The 22,253-nt window shown below is 47.8% G+C and carries 20 protein-coding genes, 1 riboswitch and 1 other annotated feature; of the genes, 12 read left to right on the forward strand and 8 right to left on the reverse strand.

The genetic code is table 11. The annotated features are described in order from the left end of the window. The first annotated feature begins 294 nt into the window (after window positions 1–294). Window positions 295–408: riboswitch (SAM riboswitch) on the forward strand. 161 nt (window positions 409–569) lie between these two features. Together metK and M3212_RS02030 are read left to right on the forward strand one after the other, a co-directional pair. After that, entirely contained in the window at window positions 570–1,775 is a 1,206-nt protein-coding gene (gene metK, locus M3212_RS02025; RefSeq protein ID WP_251192276.1) for a methionine adenosyltransferase, read from the forward strand. 233 nt (window positions 1,776–2,008) lie between these two features. Continuing rightward, the gene (locus tag M3212_RS02030) at window positions 2,009–2,164 is read left to right on the forward strand and encodes a DUF1540 domain-containing protein (protein ID WP_251192277.1); all 156 of its coding nucleotides are present in this window, start codon (window positions 2,009–2,011) and stop codon (window positions 2,162–2,164) included. 133 nt (window positions 2,165–2,297) lie between these two features. On the opposite strand, the gene M3212_RS02035 is transcribed toward M3212_RS02030, so the two are convergent. Beyond that, complete coding sequence (locus M3212_RS02035) at window positions 2,298–2,822, reverse strand: gamma carbonic anhydrase (RefSeq protein ID WP_251192278.1); 525 nt, start codon at window positions 2,820–2,822, stop codon at window positions 2,298–2,300. A 109-nt stretch (window positions 2,823–2,931) separates the two neighbouring features. Between M3212_RS02035 and M3212_RS02040 the strand changes: the two genes are divergently transcribed. Together M3212_RS02040 and M3212_RS02045 are read left to right on the forward strand one after the other, a co-directional pair. Beyond that, complete coding sequence (locus M3212_RS02040) at window positions 2,932–3,714, forward strand: alpha/beta hydrolase (protein WP_251192279.1); 783 nt, start codon at window positions 2,932–2,934, stop codon at window positions 3,712–3,714. A gap of 79 nt (window positions 3,715–3,793) precedes the next feature. Further along, window positions 3,794–4,855, forward strand: a complete 1,062-nt coding sequence (locus M3212_RS02045) for a tetraprenyl-beta-curcumene synthase family protein (protein ID WP_251192280.1) — start codon at window positions 3,794–3,796, stop codon at window positions 4,853–4,855. Window positions 4,856–5,076: 221 nt separating this feature from the next. On the opposite strand, the gene M3212_RS02050 is transcribed toward M3212_RS02045, so the two are convergent. From M3212_RS02050 to M3212_RS02060, 3 genes are all read right to left on the reverse strand, one after another. Further along, a complete protein-coding gene (locus tag M3212_RS02050; protein WP_251192281.1) occupies window positions 5,077–5,640 on the reverse strand; it encodes a beta-class carbonic anhydrase in 564 nt (187 codons plus the stop codon). 62 nt (window positions 5,641–5,702) lie between these two features. After that, window positions 5,703–6,275: a class I SAM-dependent methyltransferase gene (locus M3212_RS02055; RefSeq protein ID WP_251192576.1), complete on the reverse strand. Its 573-nt coding sequence runs from the start codon at window positions 6,273–6,275 to the stop codon at window positions 5,703–5,705. Further along, the gene (locus M3212_RS02060; RefSeq protein WP_251192282.1) at window positions 6,275–7,216 is read right to left on the reverse strand and encodes a TIGR01212 family radical SAM protein; all 942 of its coding nucleotides are present in this window, start codon (window positions 7,214–7,216) and stop codon (window positions 6,275–6,277) included. The genes M3212_RS02055 and M3212_RS02060 overlap by 1 nt, the downstream gene beginning before the upstream one ends. A gap of 149 nt (window positions 7,217–7,365) precedes the next feature. After that, window positions 7,366–7,586 (forward strand) — a binding site (T-box leader). 218 nt (window positions 7,587–7,804) lie between these two features. On the opposite strand from M3212_RS02060, the gene leuS reads away from it, so the two are divergent. Then, the gene (gene leuS, locus M3212_RS02065) at window positions 7,805–10,228 is read left to right on the forward strand and encodes a leucine--tRNA ligase (protein WP_251192283.1); all 2,424 of its coding nucleotides are present in this window, start codon (window positions 7,805–7,807) and stop codon (window positions 10,226–10,228) included. A 151-nt stretch (window positions 10,229–10,379) separates the two neighbouring features. On the opposite strand, the gene M3212_RS02070 is transcribed toward leuS, so the two are convergent. Both M3212_RS02070 and M3212_RS02075 read right to left on the reverse strand, forming a co-directional pair. Next, window positions 10,380–10,898 carry a YfiT family bacillithiol transferase gene (locus M3212_RS02070; RefSeq protein ID WP_251192284.1) on the reverse strand — a complete coding sequence of 173 codons (519 nt, stop codon included), beginning with the start codon at window positions 10,896–10,898 and terminating at the stop codon, window positions 10,380–10,382. Between the two features lie 324 nt (window positions 10,899–11,222). After that, window positions 11,223–12,488 carry an NAD(P)/FAD-dependent oxidoreductase gene (locus M3212_RS02075; protein ID WP_251192285.1) on the reverse strand — a complete coding sequence of 422 codons (1,266 nt, stop codon included), beginning with the start codon at window positions 12,486–12,488 and terminating at the stop codon, window positions 11,223–11,225. Window positions 12,489–12,814: 326 nt separating this feature from the next. On the opposite strand from M3212_RS02075, the gene M3212_RS22215 reads away from it, so the two are divergent. The 6 genes from M3212_RS22215 (at window position 12,815) to M3212_RS02100 (ending at window position 19,087) form a co-directional block, all read left to right on the forward strand. After that, entirely contained in the window at window positions 12,815–13,165 is a 351-nt protein-coding gene (locus M3212_RS22215) for a DUF3231 family protein (RefSeq protein ID WP_349774162.1), read from the forward strand. Between the two features lie 97 nt (window positions 13,166–13,262). Further along, window positions 13,263–13,718, forward strand: coding sequence for a DUF3231 family protein (locus tag M3212_RS22220; RefSeq protein ID WP_349774163.1), 456 nt, complete (start codon window positions 13,263–13,265; stop codon window positions 13,716–13,718). Window positions 13,719–14,163: 445 nt separating this feature from the next. Further along, window positions 14,164–15,798, forward strand: a complete 1,635-nt coding sequence (locus M3212_RS02085; RefSeq protein ID WP_251192286.1) for a putative polysaccharide biosynthesis protein — start codon at window positions 14,164–14,166, stop codon at window positions 15,796–15,798. Window positions 15,799–15,944: 146 nt separating this feature from the next. After that, on the forward strand, window positions 15,945–17,093 hold the full coding sequence (gene ftsW / locus M3212_RS02090; RefSeq protein WP_251192287.1) for a putative lipid II flippase FtsW: 1,149 nt from the start codon (window positions 15,945–15,947) through the stop codon (window positions 17,091–17,093). Between the two features lie 54 nt (window positions 17,094–17,147). Further along, window positions 17,148–18,329, forward strand: coding sequence for a rod shape-determining protein RodA (gene rodA / locus M3212_RS02095; protein ID WP_251192288.1), 1,182 nt, complete (start codon window positions 17,148–17,150; stop codon window positions 18,327–18,329). 32 nt (window positions 18,330–18,361) lie between these two features. Further along, window positions 18,362–19,087, forward strand: coding sequence for a pseudouridine synthase (locus M3212_RS02100; protein ID WP_251192289.1), 726 nt, complete (start codon window positions 18,362–18,364; stop codon window positions 19,085–19,087). Between the two features lie 57 nt (window positions 19,088–19,144). Here the strand turns inward: M3212_RS02100 and M3212_RS02105 are convergent, their stop codons facing one another. Beyond that, window positions 19,145–19,366, reverse strand: a complete 222-nt coding sequence (locus M3212_RS02105) for a DeoR family transcriptional regulator (protein ID WP_251192290.1) — start codon at window positions 19,364–19,366, stop codon at window positions 19,145–19,147. Window positions 19,367–19,652: 286 nt separating this feature from the next. Here M3212_RS02105 and pepV point away from each other — a divergent pair, with 286 nt between their 5' ends. Continuing rightward, a complete protein-coding gene (gene pepV, locus M3212_RS02110) occupies window positions 19,653–21,071 on the forward strand; it encodes a dipeptidase PepV (RefSeq protein ID WP_251192291.1) in 1,419 nt (472 codons plus the stop codon). A 207-nt stretch (window positions 21,072–21,278) separates the two neighbouring features. Here pepV and cysK read toward each other — a convergent pair whose 3' ends face one another. Further along, window positions 21,279–22,211, reverse strand: a complete 933-nt coding sequence (gene cysK / locus M3212_RS02115; RefSeq protein WP_251192292.1) for a cysteine synthase A — start codon at window positions 22,209–22,211, stop codon at window positions 21,279–21,281. Between the last annotated feature and the right edge of the window lie 42 nt (window positions 22,212–22,253).

Genomic DNA, 22,253 nt, shown 5'->3' on the forward strand with positions numbered 1-22,253 from the left:
TTTGGTTAACATTAACAGCTTTAACTTGGTTAATAGTATAACACATTTAGATTAATAGTCTATACTATTAGCGAATTTTTTTTTATGTGCGGCTTATAAATTAAAAAAGGCTGTCATCCAATTACCTGAATATAAGGTAGACATTTTTATCCTTTTGCATACGATGGAAGTATCAGGTAAAATGGCCGGACAAGAGGATTATCCTGAAGAATCAACCCGTTTCCTTATTTTATTCTTGTCCTCTGGCAGTTGACAGTACACGTGATGTGCGATATGATATGCGTCGAACGGATACTCTTATCCTGAGTTGGCGGAGGGACAGGCCCGAAGAAGCCCAGCAACCAATACTCAAAGCCATGAGTGTTAAAGGTGCTAACCTGCAAGGCTATTTGCCTTGAACGATAAGAGGCGAAAGGTAAACAATCAACCCTTTTCCTCGCTGGAAAAGGGTTTTTATCGTTTATACACGTCTTAACCAGGAAGGTATCTCCCATTCTGTGGGACATGAGTGCCGTCTCAAAGAAAAACACATGCCGGAGAGAAGGCAGTGTTAAAGGAGGAAATCAATCATGACAGAGAAAAGAAGCCGTCGTTTGTTCACATCTGAATCTGTAACGGAAGGACATCCTGATAAAATTTGTGACCAGATTTCAGATGCCATTCTTGATGAAATTTTGAAACGGGATCCCAATGCCCGTGTAGCGTGCGAAACATCTGTGACGACAGGTCTTGTCCTTGTTGCGGGTGAAATTACGACAAGCACATACGTTGATATTCCGAAAACGGTCCGGGAAACGATCAAAGGGATCGGCTATACGCGCGCTAAATACGGATTTGATGCGGAAACATGCGCTGTTCTTACGTCGATTGACGAACAATCGGCTGATATCGCGCAAGGTGTCGACCGTGCGCTTGAATCTCGTGAAGGCCAGATGACGGACGAAGAGATTGAAGCGATCGGCGCGGGTGACCAGGGCTTAATGTTCGGCTATGCCAACAACGAAACGAAAGAGCTTATGCCTCTTCCAATTTCGTTAAGCCATAAATTGGCACGGCGTTTAACAGAGGTGCGGAAGGAAGAAATTCTTCCTTATTTGCGCCCTGACGGAAAAACGCAGGTCACTGTTGAATATGATGAGCACGATCAGCCATTGCGGATTGATACGATTGTTATCTCCACGCAGCACCATCCTGAAGTTTCTCTGGAGCAGATCCAGCGCAATTTGAAGGAGCATGTCATTAAGCCGGTTGTACCGGAAGAGCTGATTGACGAGGATACGAAGTATTTCATTAACCCGACAGGCCGTTTTGTTATCGGCGGTCCGCAGGGTGATGCCGGATTAACCGGACGGAAAATCATCGTCGACACATACGGCGGTTACGCGCGTCACGGCGGCGGAGCGTTTTCCGGTAAGGATGCGACTAAGGTTGACCGTTCCGGCGCTTACGCGGCCCGCTATGTGGCGAAGAACATCGTCGCTGCTGGTCTCGCTGACAAGTGTGAGGTTCAGCTTGCTTATGCGATCGGGGTTGCCCGACCGGTTTCGATTTCTGTTGATACATTCGGGACAGGAAAGGTTTCTGAGGAAACGCTTGTCACGCTTATCCGCGATAATTTCGACCTTCGCCCAGCCGGCATTATTAAAATGCTCGATTTACGTCGGCCTATTTACAAGCAAACAGCCGCTTACGGACATTTTGGCCGTACGGATGTTGAGCTTCCTTGGGAGCAGACGGATAAAGCGGACGATTTGAAAGCACAGGCTGGTTTGTAAAAAAGAGAAACAAAGTAACTGATTTTAGAGCTTGCGGCAAAAGGTAGCCAACCTTTTGCCGCAAGCTCTTTTTCATAATTAAAGATAAGGGTGAGGGGCAAGCGCATCAACAGGGTGTTACATCGCTGGCTGAAAGCATCTTTTGCAGGAAGGCAATGGCTTTGTTCACTACCCGCTTAAAAGTATGGGAGGAAATTTTTTTGGTCACACTAAAGCTAGGGAGGTGATTGAAAATGGCACAGGATGTATTATGCGAAGTGAATAACTGTGTATATTGGGAAGATGGAAACAACTGCAGTGCCGACAGAATTTATGTCGTGAGCCACAAAGGAGAGCAGGCCGCCCGCTCGGAAGAAACGGACTGCAAAACCTTTGAACCGACACACTAAAAAATGCTGACAAAATGTGAAGTGACCATCGCTTTGCTGTTTCTCCGCTTAAGACAAAAGGGTTGGCTCCTTTTGTCTTAAGTTTTTTGTGCTCGTATGTATAGTATTGATAATAATAATCAATCTTATACAACTATTGGTTTGTCTCGGCAATGACCTGCTTATAGTGCTGACCTTTTTCCACATATTCACGCCGGATTCGGGCCATTTCTGCTAGGTCTTCTTCATTTAGCTCACGGACGACCTTCGCCGGACGGCCAAAAGCTAACGTGTTCGGCGGTATTTTTTTTCCCTGGGGAACAAGACTGCCTGCGCCAATAAATGCGCCCTCGCCGATTTCGGCTCCATCGAGAATGATCGAGCCCATCCCGACTAACGCTTTTTTGCGAATCGTACAGCTGTGCAGCATTGCCTGATGGCCGATTGAAACGTCATCCTCCAGCAGCAACGGGTATTTCGGACTTTGATGAAGCATGCACTGATCCTGAATGTTGACACGGTTGCCAATCCGCGTAGGTGAGACATCGCCGCGGATGACAGTATGAAACCAGATGTTCGTCTCGTCCCCAATCGTCACATCTCCACTGACAATAACACCATCCGCCAAAAAAGCGCTTTCTGAAATAACCGGGTATTTTTCCTTATAAGGGTAAATCATCTGCTCACTTCCTTTGCCTTTAGTCAAAAAATCGCTATACTTATTTTAACAAAATTTATAAGGGGAGGCTCCTTCTTTTCACTAAAAAGAAGCAAGGGGGAATACATCAATGTGGAAATGGGAAGCAGAAGAGCCGCGCGGGGTCATTGTCAGCGTTCATGGAGCCGGGGAGCACCATGCGAGATATCAATGGCTGGCTAAAAAATGGAATGAACACGGCTTTGATGTCGTGATGGGTGATTTGCCGGGTCAGGGCAAAACAAGAGGAAGACGTGGGCATATTCAATCATTTAACCAATATATTGAAACCGTTGAAGAATGGATGGAGGAGGCGAAATCGAAGCAGCTGCCAATCCTTTTATTTGGTCATAGCATGGGCGGACTTGTCGTCATTCGGACGTTGATGGAACGCCCTCAGCTACTAGTTAACGGCGTGATTTTATCATCGCCCTGTTTAGGCTTGAGCCGGCCATTGCCAAAAACAAAGGAGCTGGCGGCCAAAGTCTTTCACCGTGTTGCGCCGACCTTCAGCGCCAATTCCGGTATTCGTTCCGAGGACGCAACGCGAAATGAAGAGGTGCGTGCGGCTTACCTTCGCGACGAGCTGCGAGTACAACGGGTCTCGATTCGCTGGTATCAGGAGCTTGTGAAGGCGATGCGGATTGCGCACCGCTATCCGGAGAATTTTCCGAATGTCCCTTTATTGGTCGTCCAGGCTGGTGAGGACCGGATTGTGAATAAATATGATGTCAGAGATTGGTTTGACCAGCTTCCACTGACAGAGAAATATTATAAAGAATGGGACGGGCTGTATCACGAAGTGTTTAATGAACCTGAGCGGGAGGATGTATTTCGTCAGGCGATCGGCTTTGTAAATTTGCTTTTTCCGTAATAAAGAAGGTCTTAGTTGTTGCTGATTTTGAAGTATGCTAGTGTTACATGTATTGAGTCGAATCAAGGAGGATTATGCAGTGGGTGTTCCAACAAAGCCGATTCCGTTATTAATTAACATTTATAAAGAGGTGCTGCCAACCGTTCATGATTATTATAATCAATGGAAGGAGCGTGCCGCCGACATTCCAGATGATGAGCTGCGTTCACAGGCCCAGGATGCGCTAGAGAGAAAAGCGTTTCACTGTGAGGGTGGAGGTGTTTACGGCTTAATCGCGAAAGAAAATGGCCGCTTTGAAGAGCTGGTTCAATTTATGGTTGCCTATCAAATTACGTGTGATTATTTAGATAATCTTTGTGATCAAAGTCCGTCACTCGATCCAAATGATTTTCGTTCCTTGCACCAGGCGCTGCTTGACGCGTTGACGCCAGGTGCCGATCCTGGAAATTATTATCAGTTCCGACAGGAGCATGAGGACGGTGGCTATCTACAGGCCCTCGTTCGGACATGTCAGGAGAAGGTGGCCTCGTTTCCGTCCTTTCAAGCGTTGCAGCCGGCGATGAAGGAGCTGAGTGGCTATTACGGAGATTTACAAGTACATAAGCATGTCATCAAAGAAGAAAGAATTCCGCGACTTGAAAGCTGGTTTGAAGAGCATCGTCATAAAGTGCCGGAGATGACATGGTTTGAGTTCTCGGCCTGTACGGCTTCGACGCTCGGGGTCTATGCGCTTGCTGCGTACTCGACCACACCAGATTTGAGTGAGGAAACAGCCGCGCTCATTAAAAGCGGCTATTTTCCATGGATGCAGGGACTTCATATTCTGCTCGATTATTTTATTGATCAAGAGGAAGATATTGCTGATGATGAGCTGAACTTTCTTTTTTATTACCGGGATGAAAAAGAGATGATTGAACGTTTTCAATTTTTTGCTGAGAAGGCGGAAGAGAGCTTAGCGGCGTTGCCAGATCCGAAATTTCACCGGATGCTGATGCGCGGGGTGATCGCAATCTATATTGCCGATGAGAAAGTGCAAGGTGATAAAGAAATGAAGCAAAAGGCGAAGCAAATGATTAAAACGGGCGGTCTGCCGACGATGATTTTTTATTTAAATCGTTGGATGTTCCGCCGCGGGAAATAAGGCGGCAAGATGCTTGGACAACGCCCGAGTGACAGCCGTTACGCCCGGACGTTTCCTGCTTATATGACAAGAGCAGGTTGAAATCCACCGGCGTAGCCGGTTCGTTCAACGCCCGCCTGCGGAAAGCGTGCCCCCCATCCCGGGAGCGAGGTCGAAGAGCAAAACCCTCACTACTAAACATACTAAGCCTGTCGACAAAGTCGACAGGCTTAGTATGTTTTTCATTTATTATACCCATTGACGATGACGTCAAGCTTGCCGGTTGTCGGGCAAATCACGAGTCCGTGCACCGGTGTATCGGCCGGAAGCAGTGGATGCTGATTGACCATTTCAACGCTGTGCTGGACGCTTTCTTCGACCGTTTGGAAACCGGTCAGGAACTTGTTGATATCAACGCCTGAATATTCCAGCTTGTTCAGGATATCAAGGTCGACTCCGCGCTCTTCGGCTTTTTGCAAAATGCTGCCTGGCTCAAGACCTGCCATCCCGCAACCATGGTGACCGACGATCATCACTTCGTCGGCTTTTAGCTCATAAAGCGCGAGAAGAATGCTGCGCATAATACTGCCAAATGGATGGGAAATGACAGCGCCCGCGTTTTTAATAATCTTCGCATCGCCATTTTTAACATTCATCGCTGATGGCAGAAGTTCAAGCAGACGTGTATCCATGCACGTTAAGATGACAAGCTTCTTATCTGGGAATCTCGTTGTCTGGTATTTCTCGTATACTTTCTTTTCAACAAATTGATCATTATGAGTAATAATCGAGTCTAGTAGTGTCAAAGTCTAGCCACCCCCAGTTGATTTTCTACATTATTTAAGCAAAGCTGTTTTTTTGTCAAGAGTTATCTCTTTTCAAGCGCGAGAATGAACGGTGGATGATTCGCTTGATTGATAAATTGATAAGTCAGCACATGGGCATAGCGCTGGTCAATCCGTGCGGCAAAAGAGAGGAGCTCCTCTTTCTCACGCTGGCCTTCACGGTGCCCGTGATAAATGACGAGGACGACGATGCCGCCCGGCTGCATCAGCTCAAGTAGTGATTGCACAGCGGAAATCGTTGATTCAGGTCTCGTAACAATCGTTTTATCTCCGCCCGGTAGATAGCCAAGGTTAAAGATCGCTGCTTTCAGTCGCTGTGCATTGGTGGCAGACAGCTGGGCAGCGGCATGCTCATGGCTTTGCTGAAAAAGTGTCACTCTGTTTTCGAGCTGCTCGTCCCGTAACCGCGCCCGTGTCTTCTCAATCGCCGCCGCCTGAATATCGAAGCCAAGCACATGGCCATTTTCGCCAACCATTCTGGCGAGAAAAGCCGTGTCATGACCGTTGCCGACCGTGCAATCAAGCGCTGTATCCCCTTCATCAAGTGCCTTTTCCAATAAGAGCCGCGCAAACGGCAAAATTCCCGGTACATTCATTAAACTGTAACCTGCTCCTTCTGATAAAATTTTCCTTGCCAGCTGTTCCGTGCCTTCAACTCCGCTTCGATCGCGTTCAGCACGCGCCATTTGTTCATACTCCACATCGGGCCGATCATCAGATCGCCGGGCCCGTCTCCTGTTAAGCGATGAATAATCATCGAAGGCGGGAGAATCTCCAGCTGATCGACGACAAGCTTCACATAGTCATCCAGACTCATCAGCTCGAGTAAGCCTTTTTCATATTGCTTGACCATCGCTGTTTTCTTTAACAGATGGAGCAAATGAATTTTGATGCCCTGCACGTCGAGCTTGGCGACCTCCTTCGCCGTCTCAATCATCATCTCATAGCTTTCGAGCGGGAGGCCGTTAATGATATGGCTGCACACGCGAATGCCATGGCGCCGCAGCTTGGCGACGCCGTCGACATAGCATTGATAGTCATGGGCGCGGTTAATTAGCTGCGCCGTGCGCTCATGGACGGTTTGCAGCCCTAATTCGACCCACAAATATGTCCGCTCGTTCAGCTCCGCCAAATAGTCAACGACATCATCAGGCAGACAGTCAGGTCTTGTCGCAATGGCCAGACCGACAACGTCCTTTTGCGCCAAAATCGTTTCAAAATAGGTTCGAAGCGTTTCAACCGGTGCGTATGTGTTCGTATAGGCCTGGAAATAGCCGATGTATTTGCCCTGCTTCCATTTTCGGTGCATCCGGCCTTTAATCGTCTCGAATTGGGTGACAAGATCATCGGCGCGATCTCCGGCAAAATCTCCGGAGCCCCGCTCACTACAAAAGGTGCAGCCGCCAAAAGCGACATTGCCGTCACGGTTTGGACAGTCAAAGCCGGCGTCGAGAGGGATCTTGAATATTTTTTCGCCAAAGTGCCGGCGTAAATGATGATTCCAACTGTGATATCTCTTTTCTCCAAACAGTTCCATCGGCTTCTTCCTTTCTCGTTTCCTCTTCCTGTATTGTAGCATTTCAACGTGAGAGGAAAAAGGGAGGGATGCCGGCTGCGGCAAATGGAAAGATTTAGAGCGCAGCTTGACAGTGTGCGTGCGAATTCATACAATACAAGTAAGTTCATATGCAGACGCAGACAAGGATTAGCAGTCATACTTGGGAATAGAGAGCTGGCAGATGGTGCAAGTCAGTGGAACAATATGGTGAACTCGCCTTAGAGTTTTAAAAGTGAAAAACGAGAGTAGCTTTTGACGGGTCACGTCCGTTACACGTGATAAGTGGATGAATGATAAGTTCATTAATATGGGTGGTACCGCGGGAAGTATACAGACTCTCGTCCCTAACAACAGGAAGTGTTGGGGAGGGGAGTCTTTTTTAAAGGATAAGAAAGTATAAAATTTTCGGGTGGATTCGAAGAAGGGCGGCGGCTTCGCACGTTACACAGATGGAACGGCTCCGCACGACGCTTCTAAGAAAAGCCGCTGCGCGGTTTTCTTAGTCGACAACCATTCTATGAAGGTCAACGATCTAGCAATGGCTACCAAACAGGAGGATGAAAAGCAATGTCATTTTCACATGAGCAAATTGAGCAAAAGTGGCAGAAATATTGGGAAGAACAAAAGACGTTCCGCACGACAGAGGATGAAGATAAGCCGAAATTTTATGCCTTGGACATGTTCCCGTATCCATCTGGAGCAGGCCTCCACGTCGGGCATCCGGAAGGCTATACGGCTACGGATATTTTGGCGCGGATGAAGCGGATGCAAGGGTATAATGTCCTTCATCCGATGGGATGGGACGCCTTTGGTTTGCCGGCTGAACAGTACGCCCTTGATACAGGGAATGATCCGGCCATTTTTACCGAGCAGAACATCAACACGTTCCGCCGTCAAATTAAAGAGTTGGGCTTTTCCTATGACTGGGATCGTGAAATCAATACAACAGATCCCGATTATTACAAGTGGACGCAATGGATCTTTACGAAGCTGTATGAAAAAGGCTTAGCCTACATAGATGAAGTCGCTGTCAACTGGTGTCCGGCACTTGGAACCGTGCTGGCGAACGAGGAAGTCATCGACGGCAAGAGCGAGCGTGGCGGACATCCTGTCGAGCGCCGCCCGATGAAGCAATGGATGCTGAAAATAACGGCTTATGCTGATCGTCTGCTCGAGGATTTAGAAGAGCTTGATTGGCCGGAAAGCATTAAGGATATGCAGCGCAACTGGATTGGGCGCTCTGAAGGGGCCGAAGTGACGTTCAAAATGGACGGTCATGATGATGCCGAGGTTAATGTCTTTACGACAAGACCGGATACGCTATTTGGTGCGACGTATATCGTGCTTGCCCCTGAGCATAAGCTTGTCGATGTGATTACGACAGAGGAGCAGCTGCAGGAAGTGGAGGACTACAAAGCGCAGGTTGCAGCGAAAAGCGATTTGGAACGTACCGAGCTTTCAAAGGAAAAGACCGGTGTCTTTACCGGAGCATTTGCTGTCAATCCGGTAAATGGCGAGCGGATTCCGGTGTGGATCGCCGATTACGTTCTCGTCAGCTATGGGACCGGTGCGATCATGGCCGTCCCGGCTCACGATGAGCGTGACTATGAGTTTGCAAACGCATTTGACTTGCCGATCAGAGAAGTGGTCGCCGGCGGCGATGTGAAGAAGGAAGCCTATACAGGCGACGGCGAGCATGTCAACTCTGACTTCCTTAACGGACTCGATAAGGAAACGGCGATTCGTAATATGATTGATTGGCTTGAGGCCAACCATTACGGCAAGCGGCAAATCACCTACCGGTTACGTGACTGGCTGTTCAGTCGCCAGCGCTATTGGGGGGAACCGATCCCGGTCATCCATTGGGAGGATGGCACGATGACGACGGTTCCGGAAGAAGAGCTTCCGTTAATTTTGCCGAAAATGACGGAAATCAAGCCGTCTGGTACCGGTGAATCACCGCTTGCCAATGCGAAGGACTGGCTTGAAGTTGTTGATCCAAAAACAGGTAAAAAAGGTCGCCGTGAAACGAATACAATGCCACAATGGGCGGGTAGCTGCTGGTACTTTTTACGCTATATTGACCCGCATAACCAGGATGCGCTCGCTGATCCGGAAAAGCTGAAGAAATGGCTGCCTGTTGATATTTACATCGGTGGAGCGGAGCATGCTGTGCTTCATCTGCTATACGCTCGTTTCTGGCATAAATTCCTGTACGATATCGGCGTCGTCTCCACGAAGGAGCCATTCCAAAAGCTGTACAATCAGGGGATGATCCTCGGGGAAAATAATGAGAAGATGAGTAAATCGAAAGGGAATGTCGTCAATCCTGATGATGTTGTCAAAAGTCACGGAGCGGATACGTTGCGACTTTATGAAATGTTCATGGGACCACTTGACGGTTCGATCGCCTGGTCGACGAACGGCCTCGACGGAGCTCGCCGCTTCCTTGATCGCGTCTGGCGTCTGTTCGTAAATGAAGAAACGGGAGAATTGAATCCGGCCATTCAGGATGCGGAAGGCAGCGTGGACTTTCTCCGCGTTTACCATCAATCGGTGAAAAAGATTACCGATGATATGACAGAGCTGCGCTTTAACGTCGCCATCTCGCAAATGATGGTCTTCATTAATGAAGGCTACAAGCAGGAGGTCCTGCCGAAAGCGTTGATGGAAGGCTTTGTGAAGCTGCTTTCACCGATTGCGCCTCATCTTGCTGAGGAGCTGTGGGAGAAGCTTGGTCACAGCAATACGGTCTCCTACGAAGCATGGCCTGAATATGATGAGACACAGCTTGTCGAAAATGAGGTTGAAATCGTCGTGCAAATTAACGGCAAAGTCCGGACGAAACTGACGATCCCGGCTGAGGCAAATCGTGAACAGATGGAGGAAATCGCCAGACAGGACGAGAAGGTCCAGGCGGCGATTGAAGGAAAGACGATCCGTAAGCTTATCGCCGTACCAGGCAAGCTGGTCAATATCGTCGTTGGCTAAAATGATCCATGCGTTATGCATGGATGTGGAAACACGAGTCAGCAACTGGTAGCAACGGGTTTTAACTAACAGAACGCGGAGGTTCCGCACACACTGCTTAGGGGCAGGGCAAAAGGTAAATCTTTTGCCCTGCCCTAAGTTTGTATGTTTTTTACCATCCTTTGCGAACTCGTAAACTCGTAATATGGGCGACATGATGCTTTCCATGCCAGGCGTAGTTTCCAATATTCCAGCCGAGCTTTACCTGACCGATTTCCGGATGGATGAAAACCTTCTCTAAATCGGCTGGGCTAAGAGAGCGCAGTAAGGAAACCCATCTTTCATGCAAGGCATCAATCAACTGTAAGGAAACGTCAATCGGAAGCTGCGAATCAGCGAGCTCGGCCCATTTTTGCTGATCATACGGCAGGATCGTCGGGTTCTCTTCGGTCAGCGCCAGTTTAAAGCGCGTGTACGCATTGATATGGCTGTCAGCAAGATGGTGAACGACTTGCCGAACTGTCCATCCGCCGACGCGGTATGGAGTATTTAGCTGCTCCTCATCGAGACCGGCTATCGCTGTCCGCAGCGCCGCCGGCATACGCTCGACCTCTTCGATCCAGCCTTTAATCACAGTGCTTGAAGGATCACCGCTATACTCAAACTGCCCAATTGGATAACGCTCGTCCATTTTTATCCCCTCCGAATGCTCATAGCGTATTTTAAACATAAGCCAGATTGATTGCTGACTTTTTCTTAATATTAACATTTTTTGAAAAACAATCAATCCTAACATAGTATCGACAAACTAAAGGCAATGTTTCAGGAAGGAAAACGGAGGTAAACAAAAGACAGAACAGAACAAAATACATGTTATTTGTTCTGTTCTGTGGTTATGTGGATAACGATGTGGATAAAAATAAAGCACGATCCATCTAAATAAGCAATTTACCGAGCAAACGGCTGTGTATAAAAAATGGATAGTTTCTCCTAATATCTGTGGATAATGTGGATGCTATTTGTGGGCAGCCTGTTCGGCCGCGGACTTGCCGGCTGCATATCCTGTGGAAAACGCACAGGTAATATTGTATCCGCCGGTATAGCCATGGATATCAAGCACTTCCCCACAGAAATACAGTCCGTCCTTCTTACGGGAGTGCATCGTCTTAGGCTCGATTTCTTTGATCGAAACCCCGCCGCCTGTGACAAATGCTTTTTCGATTGAGAGCGTACCGCTGACCGCTATTGAAAAGTGCTTGCAGCTCCGAGCGATGGTGCGCCATGTATCATGAGAGACAGTGGACGAAGGCAGCTGTGCATCGAGCTTTAACCGTTCATATAGAAAGAGCAAGAAGCGCTCGGGCGCGAATCCTTTTAAATTGTTTTTGAGCGATTTCTTCGGCTCCTGCTTTGCCTTAGCAAGAAGCTGCTGAAAAAGCGCCTCCTCCGACTGCTGTGGAAAAAGATCAATCTCCATCGGAATGGAAGGAGTATCGAATTTCTTTAAGGCTTTGACGACAAATTGACTGCAGCGTAAGGCAGCTGGACCTGAGATGCCAAAATGAGTGAAAATCATATCGCCTTCGTGGGTGATGATTTTCTTGCCTTTCGGATTGAAGACGGTTAATTCAATATCGCGCAAAGAAAGCCCTTGTAACGATTTTGCTTTAATAAAAGGCTCGTCCGACGTAATCGGCACTTCGGTCGGATAGAGTTCGGTAATCGTATGCCCGGCTTTCTCCGCCCACGGATAGCCGTCGCCGGTGCTGCCGGTGTGCGGCACGGATTTGCCGCCGGTGGCGATAATTACCGCTTTCGCAGGTAATCGTTCACCATCCGTTAACAGCACACTTGAAACAGCATCCTCTGTATATTCCAGTGTCTGCACGGCTGTATTTGTGCGAATCTCGACGCCAAGCTCCTTTACCCGTCTTAATAATGTGTCGACGACGGTCGTGGCTTTATCGTTAACTGGAAACATCCGCCCGCGATCCTCTTCTTTTAAAGCAATCCCAAGTCCTTCGAAAAATTGAATAATATCCTCATTATTGAAAACGGAAAACGGACTGTGCATAAACCGGCCGTTCCCGGGAATGTTAGCGATCAGGACGTCAAACGGACTGCGGTTCGTCACATTGCAGCGACCACCGCCGGAAATCGCCAGCTTGCGTCCGAGGCGATCGCCTTTGTCTACTAAGAGCACGTTCGCACCATGACTCGCCGCACCGATCGACGCCATCAGCCCGGCCGGCCCTCCTCCAATTACAATTACATCATGCATGTTGCTACACCTTTCTGCTTTAAGCTCTTTACTTGTAGTGTGTCTCTATTCGACTCTAATCATATCCTCTTCCCTTGATTCGAGCAAGAAGGCGGCCGTACTCCCTCGTCCCTTTCTTCGTCGCTGCGTTGTTCAACCCCGAGCCGGGATGCATAAAACGGGGAATCGTAGGGGGACAATAACGGCAACAAATGCATGGAACGAAGGAGTTGTTTTGATGGGGACGGCGAAATCGAATCTATTTAAATCATTTAAAATGAAACCGGAAGCGAAGCTGACTTCGGTCGAGATGGGCAAACTTTGGGGCACTTTTTATGGGGAACAGCATGGCCAAATGTATTTTAACGTACTTTCTTCACCATGTTGAGGATAAGGAGATTAAAGCTTTATTGCAAAAGGCTCTACACTTAAGTGAAGAATTTTTGGGTGTGATTGAAGACATTTTTACAAGAGACGAATTCCCGATTCCGCAAGGGTTTTCTGAAAAGGATATTAATTTAGGCGCCCCCCGATTATTTCAGGATGAATTTTATGTTCATTACTTAAAGTATACGTCAAAAGCCGGTATGAGTATTTATAATGTCGCGGTTCCTCTGGTTTACCGAAAGGATGTAAAAGAATTTTTTACCTATTGCATGAAGGAGATGATGAGTTTAATCGATCAAACGAAGGAATAAAGGGCTGATTATTAAGCCGCCTTTGATTCCGACTCCTGAAAAGGTTGAATTTGTCCATAAAGATTTTTTAAATGGCTTTTTTGGACATGTGAGACCGATGCACGCCTTAGAAATCGCTCATTTTTACGATAATATTGAGAGCAATGTCACAAGTAAAGCATTGATTTTGGCTTTTGCTCAGGTAGTGAAGGATGAACAGATCCGAAAACTGTTTGAAAGAGGAAAAACGTTCACGACGACTGATATTGAAAACTATATGCAAAAGCTGCATGACGAAAATTTATCATCTCCGGCGTTCCTTGATCATCTTGTTACGACCTCGGCTTTTTCTCCATTCTCGGACCGGCTGATGCTTTACCATAAGATGGATATGTTTATGATGAAAATAAGGGCGTTCGGAAATTCCGTCGCGGTAAACGGCCGGCGTGATATCGGGCAAATCTATGCAAAGTCATTAATAAAAATTTATTTATTTGTTGAAGATGCGACAAAGATCATGATTGAAAAAGGGGGGATGGAACAGCCGCCGCAGGCAGTGAAAAGAGGAAAGTAGAGTAGTTGTCATGGATTGAAATGATTGCTCGTAAAGGGGCCCGATTGTTTTTTTTTGCTGTCGTAATATATCAATTGCTATGGAAGCCATCATCAAAATCAAAAGCAGCATGACCGCCAATTGGAGACTGGGACAGTCACGATCGGCGGTCTTTTTAAAAGATAAGTTCCGGGATGATTCAGGGCGGGGCGACGGCACGCGCACTACGCGGGTGGCTGAAAAATGCCCGTTTTCCGCCTTCCTTAAACGATTGTAACGGTACCGCACACCGCTTCTAAAAAAAGCTGCTAAGCGGTTTTCTTATCTTTTTGTCAATTCGAGGATTTATTTGCCGGATGGAAGCAATCCATGGATGACTATGGTAAAATGCAGAGGGACGTTTACCTTTTCAAGTAAACAGGTCGTTTCAAAACCTTATTTGGATCAATGAAAGAAGGAATCGGGGATGGCAGATTCAAAATTAATCCGCGGCACGATGCTGTTAAGCGGTGCGGCGCTTGCTTCAAGAATATTAGGGCTGATCTATATCTTTCCATTTACGGCAATCGTCGGACAGACGGGGGTTGCTCTCTATCAGTATGGCTATATTCCATACACCGTCTTGCTGAGTCTGGCGACGCTCGGCGTTCCGCTGGCCGTATCAAAATTTGTTTCGAAATATAATGCCTTGGGCGATTACCGGACAGGCTACCGCCTTTTTAAATCGGGGCTTGTCATCATGGCAATCAGCGGTTTGCTAGCTTTCTTGCTTTTGTTCTTCCTGGCGCCGGTCATTACGCCGATTGTGGTCAATGATCCAACAGCGACAGAAGGGAACTCCTTTGAAGACATTGTCTTTACGATCCGGATGGTCAGTGTGGCGTTACTGATTGTGCCGCTAATGTCGGTCGTCCGCGGTTATTTCCAGGGATTTCAATCAATGGGGCCGACCGCTGTTTCTCAAGTGGTCGAGCAGATCGTCCGCGTTCTCTTTATTTTGGCGATGACCTTTTCAATCGTACAGCTGATGAATGGCAGCAATGGGCTTGCGGTGGGCTTCGCGACCTTTGGTGCTTTTGTTGGGGCTCTTGGCGGACTGGGCGTTCTTCTTTATTACTGGGTGAAGAGGAAAGAACATATTCTTGCCGAGGTGGAAAAAAGTAAGGTTGACCATCAGCTTTCATTAAAAGCAATGTATAAGGAGCTGATTGCCTATGCGTTGCCTCTGTCATTTGTTGGGCTGGCGATTCCACTCTATCAATTAATTGACGGAGCGACCTTTAACCGGACGCTGCAGGCGATCGGCTACAGTCAGCTCGAAGTCGAAACATATTTCGCTGTTTTTACTTCTACTGCTCATAAAATTGTTCTGATTCCGATGGCTCTGGCAACGGCCTTGTCGATTACGCTCGTGCCAACGATTACGAAATCATTTACGAATCAGGATCATGATTTGCTGCAACGGCAAATCACCCAGACGTATCAAGTGATTCTCTTTTTGACGGTGCCTGCCGCGGTTGGCCTGGCTGTTCTTTCTTATCCTGTGTTCGGCACGCTCTATTCGATTGAGGATCTTGAGATCGGCGGTTATATTTTGCGCTATTATGCCGGAATCACGTTGTTTTTTTCCTTGTTTGCCGTGACGGCAGCGATTTTACAGGGGATGAATAAGCAGAAATACGCGGTGATCGCTCTTGCCGTAGGGCTTGTGATTAAGCTGGTGACAAATGTATCGTTTTTAAAAGCATTTGGTCCGTTGGGAGGAGTATGGGCTACCTATGCGGGGCATCTTGCTTCGATCGCGGTCACGGTTTGGGCGATTGGGAAATTTGCTCACTTCCGTTATACCTTGATAATGAAACGGGCGATCTTGATTTTTCTCTTTGCCGCTGTGATGGCAATCGGCATTATCATTATCAATGTCGGGATGCAGAGCTGGTTCCCGCTTACAACGCGGGGCAATGCGTTGGCGATCGTGCTTGTGACGGTTAGCTCGGGAGCGGTGATTTACTTATATATCAGCTATCGCTCCCATTTAGCCGGCAAGATTCTCGGTGACCGTTTCCGCTTTTTGAGGAAAACGGACAGCTCATCCAACTAGCTTCGGCGGAAAGCTGACAAAATGATCGTTACATTCGACAATGGTTGGCAACGAAAGCCTCTTTTGCTTGATTCTATCGTTTGATATAATAGAGCTTACTACACAGGCATTTCAACAGCCGGGGCAAATACAGGTTGGAGGACTCGATGAACTATTCATTTCGAAAAGATAACGATTGGTTATTAATCATCACGACGTTCCTCTTGGCTGGGTTCGGCTTAGTGATGGTATATAGCTCAAGCTACGTGTGGGCGATGGACCGTGTTGACAACCCTTACTATTTTATTCAACGACAGCTGTTATGGTTTGGACTGGCTGTTTTTGTATTTTTGTTTGTCATGCATATACCGTACCGTTTTTATAAAAAACTATCACCGTTTATTATTCTTTTGTCCTTGCTGTCTTTGGTGCTTGTGCTTATACCGGGGATTGGAGTGGAAATTAATAATGCCCAGCGCTGGATGAATGTCGGGCCACTCAATGTTCAGCCCTCCGAGTTTGTGAAAATCGGGATTATTATTTATCTCGCTCAAGTATACTCTCAGAAACAGGCATATATTGATCAGTTTATTAGAGGGGTTATGCCCCCTCTCGTTATCGTCGGCTTTGTGTTCGGACTAATTATGCTTCAGCCCGATCTCGGAACGGCTACTTCGATTATGATGGTAACGCTGCTGCTTGTTTATTTTTCAGGGGCGAAATGGCGCCACCTGATCGGACTGGGACTTGTCGGTGCTACTTTGTTTACTGCTTTTGCTTTATCTGCCCCTTACCGGGTTGAGCGGCTGACGTCCTATCGCGATCCGTTTGCCGATCCATGGGATACGGGGATGCAGCTGATTCAATCGTATATTGCGATTGCACATGGCGGCCTGACGGGGACAGGCCTTGGACAAAGTGTGCAGAAGTTGCTCTATTTGCCGGAGCCGCATACGGATTTTATTTTGGCGATTATTGCGGAAGAATTGGGGATTTTCGGGATTTTATTCGTGCTGGGCTGTCACGCCTTAATCCTGTTTCGCGGGGTGATGATCGGTACCCGCTGCAAAAGCCCGTTTGGGACTCTGCTTGCTTTTGGCATAGTCTTTCAGATTGCGATTCAGGTGATTTTTAACGTTGGCGCTGTTTCGGGACTTTTGCCGATAACAGGAATTCCGCTTCCTTTAGTCAGTAACGGGGGCTCGTCGCTGCTTATCACCCTTGTTTCGATCGCGATCCTTGCCAACATCTCCCGAAACACGATTCGCCAGCGGCGCTTGCAAGAATTAAAGGAAGAGAAACGTTCAGTCTCTTAATCAAGAAAACGAATGAACAAAAGATAATAAAGTACACACTAGATGGAGGCGACAATGGAGGAACGAAAAACGGGCTTTCAGCAGTTGGATTATACATTGCTGTTTCTGCTGTTTGTGCTCATGTGTTTTAGCTTGTTGGCCATCTATAGCGGATCGGGTCAGTATCATTCTGACCCGATGCATTATGTCAAGCTGCAGCTGATCTGGTTTGGGATTGGCATTGTGGCGATGATTTGTATGATGGTTGTTGATTATGATCTGTTTAAGAATTTTTCGATTCCGCTTTATGGAATCGGGATAGTTGCTTTGCTGCTCGTGGCCTTTTCCCCTTTAGGGGTTTTCCGCAACGGCTCGACGCGCTGGCTGAACGTGGGAGTGACGGATATTCAGCCGTCGGAATTCGTCAAGATCTTTGTCATTATTGCGACGGCTCATCTCCTGTATAAAGTAACGAGCCAGCGTGTTCAACGGGATATAAAATCTGATTTGGTGATTGTCGGAAAAGTATTTCTCGTTGGGTTGCCGCCGTTTTTCTTAATTTTGACCCAACCGGATCTCGGGACAGCGCTCGTCATTGCCAGCATTATGGCGACGATGCTGCTCATGTCGGGGATTTCCTGGAAAATCCTCGGTTTTCTCGCGCTTTCGGCTGTTGCCGGTATTGTTAGCTTGGTCTGGCTCCATAATTATCACTTTGAGATTTTTTCGATCTTTATTGAATCACATCAGCTTGATCGAATATATGGCTGGCTCGCCCCGTATGAGCATCAGGGAACATTCGGTTATCAGCTCGTCATGGCGATGCGCGGCATCGGTTCAGGTCAGTTGTATGGCAGTGGTTTTATGCAGGGCGTGCAAACGCAAAGTGACCGCATTCCGGAAATTCATACCGATTTTATTTTTACCGTCATCGGGGAGGAATTCGGCTTTATCGGCGCCACGATCCTCATTATTACCTACTTTTTGCTGTTCTACAGGATGATTATTATCGCGTTGACCTGCAATAATATGTATGGAAGCTATCTCGTAGCCGGCGTAATCGGCCTGCTCGTGTTTCAGGTGTTTCAAAATATTGCGATGACGATTGGTTTAATGCCGATCACAGGTCTTGCGCTGCCGTTTATCAGCTATGGAGGAAGTGCCCTGTTGACGAATATGCTGGCGATGGGCATCGTCTTGAATGTCAATATGCGCACAAAGCATTATATGTTTGAGGCAGAAGAGGAAGCCCTTTAAGACAACGACCTCTCATAACAGGAGGGAATACAATGAGAATCGATAAGCTGCTTGCCAACACGGGCTACGGCTCGCGGAAAGACGTGAAGAAGCTGTTGAAAACAGGCAGCGTCCGAATTGACGGGGAGACCGTCAAGGACGGCAAGGTGCATGTGAATCCTGACCGGCAGGAAGTGACCGTCGCCGGGGTTGCCGTCGAGTACAAGCCTTTCGTCTATTTGATGCTGAACAAGCCGAAAGGAGTGATTTCGGCTACGGAGGACGGGCAGCATAAAACTGTGATTGATCTGCTTCAGCCTGAGGATGCCCGGTACGAACCTTTTCCGGTTGGCCGGCTCGATAAGGATACGGAAGGGCTGCTGCTGCTGACGAATGACGGACAGTTTTCTCATGCGCTCATGTCGCCGAAGCGGCATGTGGCGAAAACCTATTTGGCCGAGGTGGAAGGTGAAGTGACGGAAGCGGATGTCAGCCACTTTCATGAAGGAGTGGAGCTTGAGGATGGCTATGTGACAAAGCCCGCTCACCTGGTTATTCTTGAGCGGGGGAGTCATTCGAACGTGTCTCTGACGATTACCGAGGGAAAGTACCACCAGGTGAAGCGGATGTTCGCCGCCGTCGGCAAAAGAGTGACGGCGCTGGAGCGTATCGCAATTGGTCCGCTTCAGCTCGATCAGCAGCTGAAGAGAGGCGCCTATCGGGAATTGACGGAAGCAGAATATGAACAGCTACTTGGACAAGAGAAAAAAAGCAGCTAGTCTCCTCGGCGGGACTAGCTGTTTGTGTTATGTTTCCTTTATGATTGACGCAACCTTTTAAGACACACGAGTTTTTTTCTTTTTAATGATACTCCATTTGCCACGTGTCGGACTCTCGACAAGGTTATTGTACTCTAGCACATTTAAATCGCGTTGAATTGTCCGCTGGGTTATACCGAATTCTTCAACTAACTCATTCGTTGTGACGATCTCCTTTTGTTTAATATAGAGATAAATGGACTTAATACGAGTCAGCATACGATCAGTTGAAGTTTTCAAAAAACCACTCCTTATTCATAATCATGACTTGGCCCTTGCTTACAGTCTATGCAGTGGCAGAAAAAAACATACATACCACCGGTGCGGAGAGCATTCTACTGTCCCTGCCTGTCCTTTTTCCATTTGCTTTTTTTCAGGAAGACAGTTAAGGTTGTAGTGATTAACGATGCGAATCAATCCAGTGGCAAATGATTATAATCTCCGACGCTTATATTTTACAATATTTCTACAAATTAAGCAAAACGGAATGCTCAACTTTAAAAAAAGAAAGGAAAATGAAAGCGAAATGACACGAATCGACTGGCGATTGGAAGTGGAAAAAAGAAAGGATGTCCTGCTTGCAGAAACGCAGGAATTTCTTAAAATAAACAGCGTATTTGACGAAGCGACGATCACAAAGGAGCGCCCTTTTGGGAACGGAATCGATCAGGCGCTTTCTTACTTGCTAAACAAAGCTGAAAGCTATGATTTTACGGTGAAAAATCTCGATGGCTACGCCGGTAAGATAGAGCTTGGCACCGGAGAAGAGAGTGTCGGCATCCTTTGCCATATCGATGTTGTGCCAGCAGGTGAGGGCTGGACCTCTCCGCCTTTCTCAGCGGACATCAGAAACGGCCGAATTTACGCGCGTGGAGCGATTGATAACAAAGGACCGACGATGGCTGCGTTCTTTGCATTATGTTTAGTAAAGGAGCTGAAGCTGCCGTTAACGAAACGGGTTCAGTTGATTTTAGGAACAGATGAAGAGCGGGGCTGGCGCTGTGTCGACCATTATTTTAAGCATGAGGAAATGCCGACGGTCGGCTTTGCCCCTGATGCTGACTTTCCGATCATTCATGCTGAAAAAGGGATCGCCGATGTGCTTTTTGAATGGACGGTGGAGCAAGGTGCGGCTGCGGCGCTTACCTTGAGGAAGTTCAGCGCAGGAGAACGACTGAATATGGTGCCCGACCGGGCGATCGCCGAATTGGAGGGCGAGCGGGCCGAACTTGATCAGCTGGAAAGACGATTCCGCAAGCACCTGCTCGAGCAGCAGCATAACGGTGAAGCGATTTTTACGGGAGACGAACAGCTAACTCTTATGTATGAAGGTGTCGCTGCCCACGGATCGACTCCGGAGGCCGGTATTAATGCCGGAGTAGAGCTGGCGGCTTTTTTAACCCCGTTTTCCTTCCAGGAGCAGGCAGTCTCCTATTTGCGGATGATTACAGCTCTGCTGAAAAATGGTACGCGGGGAGAGGCACTCGGAATTGCGCAGGAGGATCAAGTGTCAGGTCGATTGACCGTCAATGGCAGCTTGTTCTCATGGGATGAAAAAGAAGCAGGATTCGGTCTCAACATTCGCTACCCGGTGACGGCGGACGGGCAAACCTGCTTGCAGCGTCTTGAGCAAAAGATGAGCGAATTCGGCGCAAAAATGATGGTGAAGGATCATATGACACCAAGCTACGTCGATGCCAAGCATCCGCTCGTCCGGACGTTACAAGCTGTCTATCAGCGGCAAACCGGCGAAGAGCCAAGCTTGCTTTCGACAGGCGGAGGGACCTATGCACGTACATTAGCGACAGGTGTCGCATTCGGTCCACTTTTTCCAGGACGAAAAGACGTCGCCCATCAAAAAGATGAATATATCGAGATCGAGGACCTGCTCAAAGCCGCCGCTCTTTACGCCGAGGCGATTTATGAATTGGCAGGAGGACAATAATAGAAAAATGAACAGGAGAGGCAAAAGAACAGACTTCGCTATTTGTGCACAATAAGAATTATAGCCTTTGAGAGGGGAAGTAGGTTCGAAGAAGGGCGTTGGCTTCGTTCGTTACAAGCTTAACTGAAAGAAACCCGCTTTCAGTTAAGCTTAAAAAAATGTAACGACTTCGCACCACGCATTAAAGAAAACCGCCGCCCGGTTTTCTTATTCAAACTGAAACAAATCGGTCGATAAATAACGCTCTCCGGTATCGCAGGCAATGGCGACGACAATTTCATCCGGCTGGAGCGTTTTGGCGACCTCCAATGCGGCAAAGCAGGCTGCCCCTGAAGATGGTCCGACGAGGATGCCTTCTTTGCGGGCTAACTCGCGCGTGATGAAATAAGCGTCTTCATCTTTAATTTTTAAAATCTCGTTGTATACTTGTTCGTTCAAAATTGGCGGGATGAAGCCCGGGCTGGTCCCGACCAGCTTATGAGGTCCCGGCTTTCCTCCTGATAAGACAGGTGATCCGGCCGGTTCGACGACATGGACGGACAGGTTCGGATAAAACTTTTTCAGCTCTTCTCCAGTGCCGGTAATCGTTCCTCCTGTACCAGAAGCCGCAACGAAGGCGGAAAGCGGTTTATTTAATTGTGTGAGCGCCTCTTTAATCTCACGAGCCGTCGTATGGCGATGGGCATCAGGATTGGCTTCATTTTCAAATTGCATCGGCATAAAGCTGTTCGGAATCTCCTCAACGAGCTCGTGCGCCTTATCAATCGCACCAGGCATTTTTTTGTCACCGGGTGTAAGGACGACCTCGGCACCGTAAGCTTTTAACAGATTAATTCGTTCAGCAGACATCGTGTCCGGCATGACCAGAATTGCCTTGTAGCCTCTGGCGGCTGCATTCATTGCTAAACCGATTCCTGTGTTGCCACTCGTCGGCTCAATAATTGTCGCTCCTGGTTTAAGCAGGCCATCCTTCTCTGCCTGGACGATCATATTAAACGCAGCGCGGTCCTTCACGCTTCCGCTCGGGTTTTGCATTTCCATTTTTAAGTAGACGGCGGCCCCGTCAGAAGCAGGGAGCCGGTTCAAACGGACGAGCGGGGTGTTTCCAATTAGATCAGCAATATTGTTTACAACGGTCATAAATCCACTTCCTCTGTAAATGATAAGACTAGCTTTAGTTTA

Source organism: Halalkalibacter oceani (genome assembly GCF_023715705.1).
GTDB lineage: Bacteria > Bacillota > Bacilli > Bacillales > Bacillaceae_D > Halalkalibacter > Halalkalibacter oceani_A.

Excerpts from the sequence above, each read along its gene's own strand:
- pepV (WP_251192291.1), top strand. The coding sequence starts at position 19,653 with ATGACACGAATCGACTGGCGATTGGAAGTGGAAAAAAGAAAGGATGTC.
- M3212_RS02040 (WP_251192279.1), top strand. The coding sequence starts at position 2,932 with ATGTGGAAATGGGAAGCAGAAGAGCCGCGCGGGGTCATTGTCAGCGTT.
- M3212_RS02070 (WP_251192284.1), bottom strand. The coding sequence starts at position 10,898 with ATGGACGAGCGTTATCCAATTGGGCAGTTTGAGTATAGCGGTGATCCT.
- metK (WP_251192276.1), top strand. The coding sequence starts at position 570 with ATGACAGAGAAAAGAAGCCGTCGTTTGTTCACATCTGAATCTGTAACG.
- M3212_RS02060 (WP_251192282.1), bottom strand. The coding sequence starts at position 7,216 with ATGGAACTGTTTGGAGAAAAGAGATATCACAGTTGGAATCATCATTTA.
- M3212_RS02075 (WP_251192285.1), bottom strand. The coding sequence starts at position 12,488 with ATGCATGATGTAATTGTAATTGGAGGAGGGCCGGCCGGGCTGATGGCG.
- rodA (WP_251192288.1), top strand. The coding sequence starts at position 17,148 with ATGGAGGAACGAAAAACGGGCTTTCAGCAGTTGGATTATACATTGCTG.
- leuS (WP_251192283.1), top strand. The coding sequence starts at position 7,805 with ATGTCATTTTCACATGAGCAAATTGAGCAAAAGTGGCAGAAATATTGG.
- M3212_RS02100 (WP_251192289.1), top strand. The coding sequence starts at position 18,362 with ATGAGAATCGATAAGCTGCTTGCCAACACGGGCTACGGCTCGCGGAAA.
- M3212_RS22215 (WP_349774162.1), top strand. The coding sequence starts at position 12,815 with ATGGCCAAATGTATTTTAACGTACTTTCTTCACCATGTTGAGGATAAG.
- M3212_RS22220 (WP_349774163.1), top strand. The coding sequence starts at position 13,263 with ATGCACGCCTTAGAAATCGCTCATTTTTACGATAATATTGAGAGCAAT.
- ftsW (WP_251192287.1), top strand. The coding sequence starts at position 15,945 with ATGAACTATTCATTTCGAAAAGATAACGATTGGTTATTAATCATCACG.
- cysK (WP_251192292.1), bottom strand. The coding sequence starts at position 22,211 with ATGACCGTTGTAAACAATATTGCTGATCTAATTGGAAACACCCCGCTC.
- M3212_RS02035 (WP_251192278.1), bottom strand. The coding sequence starts at position 2,822 with ATGATTTACCCTTATAAGGAAAAATACCCGGTTATTTCAGAAAGCGCT.
- M3212_RS02055 (WP_251192576.1), bottom strand. The coding sequence starts at position 6,275 with ATGAATGTACCGGGAATTTTGCCGTTTGCGCGGCTCTTATTGGAAAAG.
- M3212_RS02030 (WP_251192277.1), top strand. The coding sequence starts at position 2,009 with ATGGCACAGGATGTATTATGCGAAGTGAATAACTGTGTATATTGGGAA.
- M3212_RS02085 (WP_251192286.1), top strand. The coding sequence starts at position 14,164 with ATGGCAGATTCAAAATTAATCCGCGGCACGATGCTGTTAAGCGGTGCG.